The organism is Actinoplanes sp. NPDC023936, from assembly GCF_040639325.1.
Classification (GTDB): Bacteria; Actinomycetota; Actinomycetes; order Mycobacteriales; family Micromonosporaceae; genus Actinoplanes.
The window spans coordinates 190,365-197,781 of record NZ_JBEZZR010000003.1; the positions used below are offsets into that span (position 1 = coordinate 190,365).

6 protein-coding genes are annotated in these 7,417 nt (G+C 72.6%); 5 read left to right on the plus strand and 1 reads right to left on the minus strand.

Features of this window, described 5'->3' with window-relative positions; genetic code table 11:
* Positions 1 to 62 precede the first annotated feature (62 nt).
* Positions 63 to 2,390, plus strand: a complete 2,328-nt coding sequence (locus AB0F72_RS05420; protein WP_360425522.1) for a bifunctional diguanylate cyclase/phosphodiesterase — start codon at positions 63 to 65, stop codon at positions 2,388 to 2,390.
* Between the two features lie 3 nt (positions 2,391 to 2,393).
* On the opposite strand, the gene AB0F72_RS05425 is transcribed toward AB0F72_RS05420, so the two are convergent.
* On the minus strand, positions 2,394 to 3,017 hold the full coding sequence (locus tag AB0F72_RS05425) for a hypothetical protein (RefSeq protein WP_360425525.1): 624 nt from the start codon (positions 3,015 to 3,017) through the stop codon (positions 2,394 to 2,396).
* 337 nt (positions 3,018 to 3,354) lie between these two features.
* On the opposite strand from AB0F72_RS05425, the gene AB0F72_RS05430 reads away from it, so the two are divergent.
* The 4 genes from AB0F72_RS05430 (at position 3,355) to AB0F72_RS05445 (ending at position 7,294) form a co-directional block, all read left to right on the plus strand.
* Complete coding sequence (locus tag AB0F72_RS05430; protein WP_360425528.1) at positions 3,355 to 4,131, plus strand: exodeoxyribonuclease III; 777 nt, start codon at positions 3,355 to 3,357, stop codon at positions 4,129 to 4,131.
* Between the two features lie 64 nt (positions 4,132 to 4,195).
* Complete coding sequence (locus AB0F72_RS05435; protein ID WP_360425531.1) at positions 4,196 to 5,863, plus strand: PP2C family protein-serine/threonine phosphatase; 1,668 nt, start codon at positions 4,196 to 4,198, stop codon at positions 5,861 to 5,863.
* Positions 5,860 to 6,879 (plus strand): cobalamin-dependent protein, encoded by a 1,020-nt coding sequence (locus AB0F72_RS05440; protein ID WP_360425533.1) that lies wholly within the window; start codon positions 5,860 to 5,862, stop codon positions 6,877 to 6,879. Before AB0F72_RS05435 ends, AB0F72_RS05440 begins: the two co-directional genes overlap by 4 nt.
* 205 nt (positions 6,880 to 7,084) lie before the next feature.
* On the plus strand, positions 7,085 to 7,294 hold the full coding sequence (locus tag AB0F72_RS05445; RefSeq protein WP_360425537.1) for a hypothetical protein: 210 nt from the start codon (positions 7,085 to 7,087) through the stop codon (positions 7,292 to 7,294).
* Positions 7,295 to 7,417: the final 123 nt, after the last annotated feature.

The following is a 7,417-nucleotide window of genomic DNA, read 5'->3' on the forward strand; positions in this document are numbered from 1 at the left end:
ACCGTTGATCCCAACATTGGTCTTCGGGAGGAACGCCCGGTGCTCTTCGGGAGGAATGCCCGGTGCAACCCGCACTCCCGCCCCTGATCGTCCGGCGGCTCTGGCAGGTGATGGCCGCCTTCGGCCTCCTCGCCACGGCGCTCTACACCATCTATCCCGACACGCTGATCAGCAACATCAGCTTCATCCTGCTCGGCATCGGGACCCTCGCGGCCTGCTTCTTCGGCCCGCGCCGCTGGGGCGCCGAGCCGCGGATCGCCTGGCTGCTGATGGGCACGGCCGCGATCACCTTCCTGATCGGGGTGCTGGTCCGGCCCACCGTCACCGAGTGGGACATGCCGTGGCCGCTGCTCGCCGACGTCTTCAGCTTCAGCGGATACGTCCTGCTCGGGGTCTTCCTCGCGATGCTGCTGCGCCAGCGGCAGAGCGTCGACCGGCACGCCGTGCTGGACGGCCTGATCGTCACGCTCTCGGTCGGCATGACCACGACGCTGATCCTGGCCCTGCCCGCCGCGGCGGTCCCGGGGCGCTCCGCCGTGCTCTCGGTGATCCAGGGGACCTACCCGCTGTTCGACGTGATGATCCTGCTGCTGATCATCAACCTGACCTTCACCGCGAAGGCGTGGCCGCTCAGTCTCGTCGCGCTGACCGCCACGATGGTGATGATGTTCGTCGGCGACGCCGCGTACGCGATCGTCGGGGTGAGCGGGCAGATCTACGCCTCGCCGCTGTTCAACGTGCCGTTCCTGCTCGCCTACACGTCTCTCGGCGTCGCCGCTCTGCACCCCTCGGTGGTCGAGCTGAGCCGGGCCGCGAAGGCGCCGGTCCAGGAGTGGGGCTGGCAGCGCCTCACCATGCTCGCTCCCGCCCTGCTGCTGCCCTCGGTGATGCTGCTGACCAACCGGACCCGCGAGCCCGAGGCGCGGATCCTGGTCGCCGTGATCGGCGCGGCCATCTTCACACTGCTGCTGTTCCGGGCCACCTCCGCGGTGGAGGCCCAGGTCGCCGCCCAGCTGCGCTCCGAGCACCAGGCCACCCACGACCCGCTCACCTCGCTGCCGAACCGGGTCTCCATCTCGGCCGAGATCGAACGGCTGGTCACCGTCGTCGACCCGGAGGGCCACGACCGGGTCTGGGTCTACATGCTCGACCTGGACGGCTTCAAGTGGGTCAACGACTCCTGGGGGCACGACACCGGCGACCAGCTGGTCATCGAGGTCGGCCGGCGGCTGCGCGCGGCGGTGGCGGCCGGCGTCCCGGTGGCCCGCGTCGGCGGCGACGAGTTCCTGCTCGCCTACGTCGGCGAGAAGGGCGGCGCCCTGCACCTGGTGGACGACATCCGCGGTTGCTTCGCCCGGCCGTTCCCGGTCCGCGACACCGAGGTGGTGATCAGCGCGTCGATCGGCATCTCGCACGCCGCCGGCGACGCCGCCCGCGCCGCGGTCACCGCCGAGGCGCTGATGCGCGACGCGGACACCGCGATGTACCGCGCGAAGAGCGAGGGGCCGGGCCGCTCCTCCATCTTCGACACCTCGATGCACGACCAGGTCCGGGAGCGGATCGAGCTGGAGGTGGCGCTGCGCCAGGCGCTCGCCGAGGACCAGCTGCGCGTGCACTACCAGCCGCTGGTCCGGCTGGAGACCGGCATCCCGGTCGGCGCCGAGGCGCTGGTCCGCTGGGAGCACCCGGAGCGCGGCGCGATCCCGCCGATGACGTTCATCCCGATCGCCGAGGACGCCGGCCTGATCGGCAGCATCGGCACCTGGGTCCGTCAGGAGGCGCTGCGCCAGCTCGGCGTGTGGCGGTCCGAGGGCGTCGTCAGCGAGGACTTCTACCTCTCCATCAACGTGTCACCGCGCCAGCTCAGCGAGCCGGAGCTGCCGCTGATCGTCTCGGGCGAGATGCTCCGGTACGGGGTTCCGGCGCACTGCGTCGCCCTGGAGATGACCGAGTCGGTGATGGTGGACGGCTCCAGCGTCACCGCGCGGGTCCTGTTCGAGCTGCGCGAGCTCGGCGTCAAGCTGCTCATCGACGACTTCGGCACCGGCTTCTCGGCGCTCGGCTACCTGCGCCGCTTCCCGGTCACCGGCGTCAAGATCGACCGCTCGTTCGTGATCGGCCTCGGCGCGAACGCGGAGGACGACGAGATCGTCCGGGCCGTGGTGGCGATGAGCCACGCGCTCGGCCTCAGCGTGATCGCCGAGGGCGTGGAGACCCCGCTGCAGCGCGAGGCCCTCTACGCGATCGGCGTGGTCAACGGTCAGGGCTGGCTCTGGGGCGCGGCGGTGCCGGCCGCGGAGTTCGCCGAACGGTGGCACCACGCCGCGATCGCCACACCGGAGATGCCGGCGATGGCGGCCCTGTACGGCCGGCACCGCCGGCTGGAGTGAGGATCAGCGCGCCCCGCCGCGACGCTCCGGCAGGTCGCCGCGCTCGCGGAACCCGGTGCGGCGCTCCGGCCGGACCGGGGCGCCGGGCGGCGGGAACTCGTACATCCAGAACGACTGGGAGTCCAGGCGGGTCGGCTGCGCCCGCCCGGCGACCCGGCCCAGGATCATCGAGATCATCCGGGGCAGCGAGTTGCGCTCCTCGTTGTAGGCGCAGATGTCGACGAACACCTTGCCGTCGGCCGCGCCGATCGCGGTGTACATCGACCGCAGCAGGCTGATGAAGACGCCGGTGCCCCGGGCGCCCGCCTTGGCGCCGACGAAGACCACGTAGAAGAGGCGGCGCTGCTCGAACAGGTCGGGCCAGTGGTACTCGAAGTAGTCCGCCGAGATCAGCGACACCGCGTCCAGCTCGTTGGTCATCACGCCGAGCCCGACGATGCCGCCGTCGGCGTCGACCGCCACGTACTTGTCGGCGCGCTTGTCGGCCATCAGGTCGTCGAACTCGCTCCGGTACATCAGGTGCCGGTTGACCGCGAGGATCGCGAGGTCGGCGAAGGTGTCCTGGTAGAACTCCCAGGCATCGTCGGACATGTCCGCCGGCAACTCCGGCACCACGCGCACTTCCATGATCTCCCCCGTCGTTGGCAGATGCTGCGTCGGCAGATGCTCTTCCGATGACAAACCTGTCAGGAGGACTGGTGCCGTGCGGGCAACTCCGGCATTATTCGCCTGCGGAAATCTGATGTGCGCCAGGTCACTGCCGATCTTCCGGTCGCGCCTGCCGGCCGGATCCGCCGGTCGCGCCTGCCGGTCGCATCCTTCGGTCGCGCCTGCCGGTCGCATCCTTCGGTCGCAGAGGAGGGGACATGCTCGCTGTGTTGCTGCTCGTGCTGATGGCCGGGCTCGCCGCCGCTCTGTTCACCGCGACGCGCGGGCGCACGCTCGAATAGGGCAGGCTGGGTGGATGCGCTTCGCCACCTGGAACGTCAACTCGGTCAAGGCCCGCCTTCCCCGCCTGCTCGACTGGCTCGGCACCACCGCCCCGGACGTCGTCTGCCTCCAGGAGACCAAGGTCGCCGACGACGGGTTCCCGGCCGGCGAGGTCGCCGAGCTGGGGTACCAGACGGCGGCGTACGGGCAGGGCCGCTGGAACGGCGTCGCCCTGCTCTCCCGGATCGGCCTGGACGGCGTGCGCCGCGGCTTCACGGGTGAGCCGCAGTTCGGCGGCGTCGCCGAGGCCCGGGCGATCAGCGCGGTCTGCGGCGGCGTCCGGTTCATGTCGGTGTACGTGCCGAACGGGCGCACCCCGGACGACCCGCACTACGCGTACAAGCTGCAGTGGCTGGCCGCGCTGCGCACCGCGCTCGTGCCGGACCTCGCGGCCGGGCCGGTCGTGGTGGCCGGCGACTACAACGTGGCGCCGACCGACGCGGACGTCTGGGACATCGGGGTCTTCGCCGGCTCGACCCACGTGACGCCGCCGGAACGCGCCGCCCTGGCCGAGCTGCGGGCGCTGGGTCTCACCGACGTGCCGGCCCGCCCGCTCAAGGGTGATCACCCCTTCACCTACTGGGACTACCGCGCCGGTATGTTCCATCAGAACAAGGGCATGCGGATCGACCTCGTCTACGCGAGCGCCGACGTCGCCGGGCGGGTCGAGGATGCCCTGGTGGACCGGGAGGCACGCAAGGGCAAAGGGCCCTCCGATCATGCCCCGATCGTGGTCGACCTGAAGGACTGAGCAGGAAAGCACGTAGGCTGGGGTCGATCCTGAAGGCTCAACGGGGAGAGAACGGGAGGGATGGATGACAGCGCTCACGCCGGCCGGAACCGGCGAATCGCTGCAGATTCCGGCCCCGGTCCTGATCCGGGCGGCCCTGGACGCCGCGGCCGAGGGCGTGGTGCTCTGCACCGCCGCGGACGGCATCGTGCTGTTCGCCAACGCCGCGGCGCGCGACCTGGTGCCCGGGCTGACCCCGGGCCGGGCCGTCACGTTCACCGGTGACTCGGTCCGGGCCACGATCGGCGGGCGTCAGGTCTACGGGATGCGGCGCCGGCTGGACGACGGCCACGACGCCTGGTTCCTGCGCGACCACACCGAGGAGACCCAGCACGCCGCGGCGCTGGAGGTGGAGCGGTCCCGGGCGGCGTTCCTCGCCGAGGCGGGACAGCGGCTCTCCGCGTCACTGCATGTGCGGCGCTGTGCGCGTACCACGGCGGAGCTGGCGGTGGCCCACCTGGCCGACGCCGCCATCGTGGTCCTGCCCGCCGGGACCGGCGGGCAGTGCTCCTGGATCCGCCTCTCCCCCGGCCACGCGCCCGAGGAGGGCACGCTCGCGGCGCGGATGCTCACCGAGGTGCCGGGCCTCTCCGAGGCGCTCGACGGGTTCCCGCCGATCCCGAGCCGCTGGCTCGACCCCGGCCAGACGCCCGGCTGGCTCTTCCCGGCCGATCTCGGGCCGGTCGGCGCGCTGCTCGTCACGCCGCTGCCCGGCAACGCCGAGACGGCCGGCGCGCTGATCCTGGCCCGGCTCGGGCCGCAGGGGGCGTTCGACCCCGGCGACGAGCTGCTCGCGCGGGTCTTCGCGGCGCGGGCCGGCGCCGCGCTCGCCGCCGCCATGCTCTACCAGGAGCAGGTCGACACCACCGCGGTCCTGCAAGCCGACCTGCTGCCGCCCGAGCTGCCCCAGCCGGACGGGTTCGAGCTGGCCGCCTCCTACCAGGCCGCCCGTGACTCGCTGGGGGTCGGCGGCGACTTCTACGACGTGCTCGGGCCGCCGCCCGGCGGCAGCGACACGGTGATCGCGCTCGGCGACGTCTGCGGCACCGGCCCGGAAGCCGCGGTGCTGACCGGCAAGGTGCGCCAGACGCTGCGCGCGCTGCGGCTGGTCGACGTCGCGCCCGAGTCGATGCTGACCGTGCTCAACCAGGCGCTGCTGCAGTCCGGGCGCCGCTCGCGCTTCGTCACCCTGGTGGTCGGCTCGGTCCAGCGGGTGGAGCACGGCCGGGTGCGGCTCCGGCTGGCGAGCGGCGGTCACCCTCCGCCGCTGGTCCTGCGCACCGACGGTACGGTCGACGTGGTGCCCACCCGGGGGACGCTGATCGGCGTCCTCCCGGACACCCTCGTCACCCCGGCCACGGTCGAGCTCTCGCCGGGCGAGCTGTGCCTGCTCTACAGCGACGGCCTCACCGAGGCGCGCGGCGGTCCCGGCGGCGACGAGCAGTTCGGCGAGGAGCGGCTGCACCGGCATCTGGCCGGCTGTCTCGGCATGCCCGGCGCGGTGGTGGTGGAGCGGCTGCGCCAGCTGGTCTCCGACTGGCTGCACGGCGGGCCCAGCGACGACATCGCCATCATGGCCGTCCGCGCGCACACCCGGCCGCCGCTGAGCCTGCGCGGCGGCGGCGCGCCGAACGCGTCGCCCTACCTGGTCGCCGCCCGGCGCGGCGACCGGAGAAGCCGGGCCCGGTCATGAGCGGGGTCGCCGTCCACGTGGCGATCGACCACTATCTGGAGCTGATCGGCGACGGCGACGAGCGCGGCGCGATCGACCTCGCGCTGCGGCTGCTGGACTCCGGCATGCCGGCCCAGCAGGTGATCGCCGACCTGATCGGCGCGGCCCAGCGGCGGGTCGGTGAGCTCTGGGCGTCCAACGAGTGGGGTGTGGCCCGGGAGCACGCCGCCACCGCGGTGAGCGAGCGGGTGCTGGCCGCCGTCGGCGCCCGCACCGACGTGCCGGCGACCCGCGGCCGGATCACCCTGGCCTGCGTGGACGGCGAGTGGCACGGGCTGCCCGCCCGGATGCTCGCCGAGATGCTGCGTCTCGGCGGCTGGCGGGTCGACTTCCTCGGCGCCAGCGTCCCCGGCCGCCATCTGATCACCCACCTGCACCAGACCGGGCCGGACGCGGTCGCGCTCAGCTGCATGATCCCGACCCGGCTGCCCCGGGCGCACGCCGCGATCACCGCGTGCCGTGCCGCCGGGATCCCGGTGATCGCCGGGGGCCGGGGCTTCGGCCCCGACGGGCGGTACGCGCAGCGGCTCGGCGCGGACGCGTGGGCCGCCACCGGGGAGGAGGCGGTGGCCCGGCTGGCCGACGACTGGCCGCCGCCGTACGTCGCCGACCACCCGGGCACATTCCTCGGCGACGAGGAGTACACCCACCTGGTCCGCTCCCGGCCCCAGCTGATCACCTGCGCGATGGACCGGCTGCCTGCGGTGTACCCGGTGGCCCACCACTACGACCAGGCCCAGATCGACGCCACCGCCGAGGACATCGGCCACATCGCGGACTTCCTGGCCGCCGCGCTCTACGTCGGCGACGAAGCGATCTTCACCGACTTCGTGGCGTGGACGGCGGGGGTGCTGGCGAGCCGGGGTGTCCCGCCGGGCGCGTTGCGGGTCGGGCTGCGGCTGGTCCGGGATCAGCTCGTGGACTTCCCGACGGCGACCACGATGATCGATTCCGCGGTGGCGGGGCTCGCGCAGTAAATCGATTGCGGCGGCTCGGACGGCCGGATTAGGGTCGGCGCATGCTGTGATGGATACCGGTCAGCCCCCCTCTCGTGTGTGCGGGCTGCCTCCTGTCTCTTCAGGCCCGGCCGGCCCACAGCTTCGTCCTGCGCCGACTGCGGCTTGCCTTCTTCCTCGTTCATCAAGGAGCCGCTTTATGCCTGCTAAGCCGTTTTCTGTATCTTTGAACCTCGATGACCTGGCCCGTGAGGACATCGCCGCCGCCCTGCAGCGGGGGCCGTCGCCGGCCGACGAGGGCGACCACTCCTCGGAGATCGCGCATCACGGCGCCCGGGATCCCCGTCAGGCCGCCCGCGACCGGTCCGGCCGGGACCGCGCGGGGCGCGCCGCCGGCGCTGCCGGTGGCCGCAGCTACGCCTTCCGGCGCAGCTAGAACGTTGACCGGGAACATTCACCGGGCAAAGGCCGACACTGGGTCGTCTCCGCCGATAGCCGGCACGGTTAAGCGCGCCGGACAGGTTGGCGGGCCTTTGCCGGCGCCGGCACGTAGCGGATC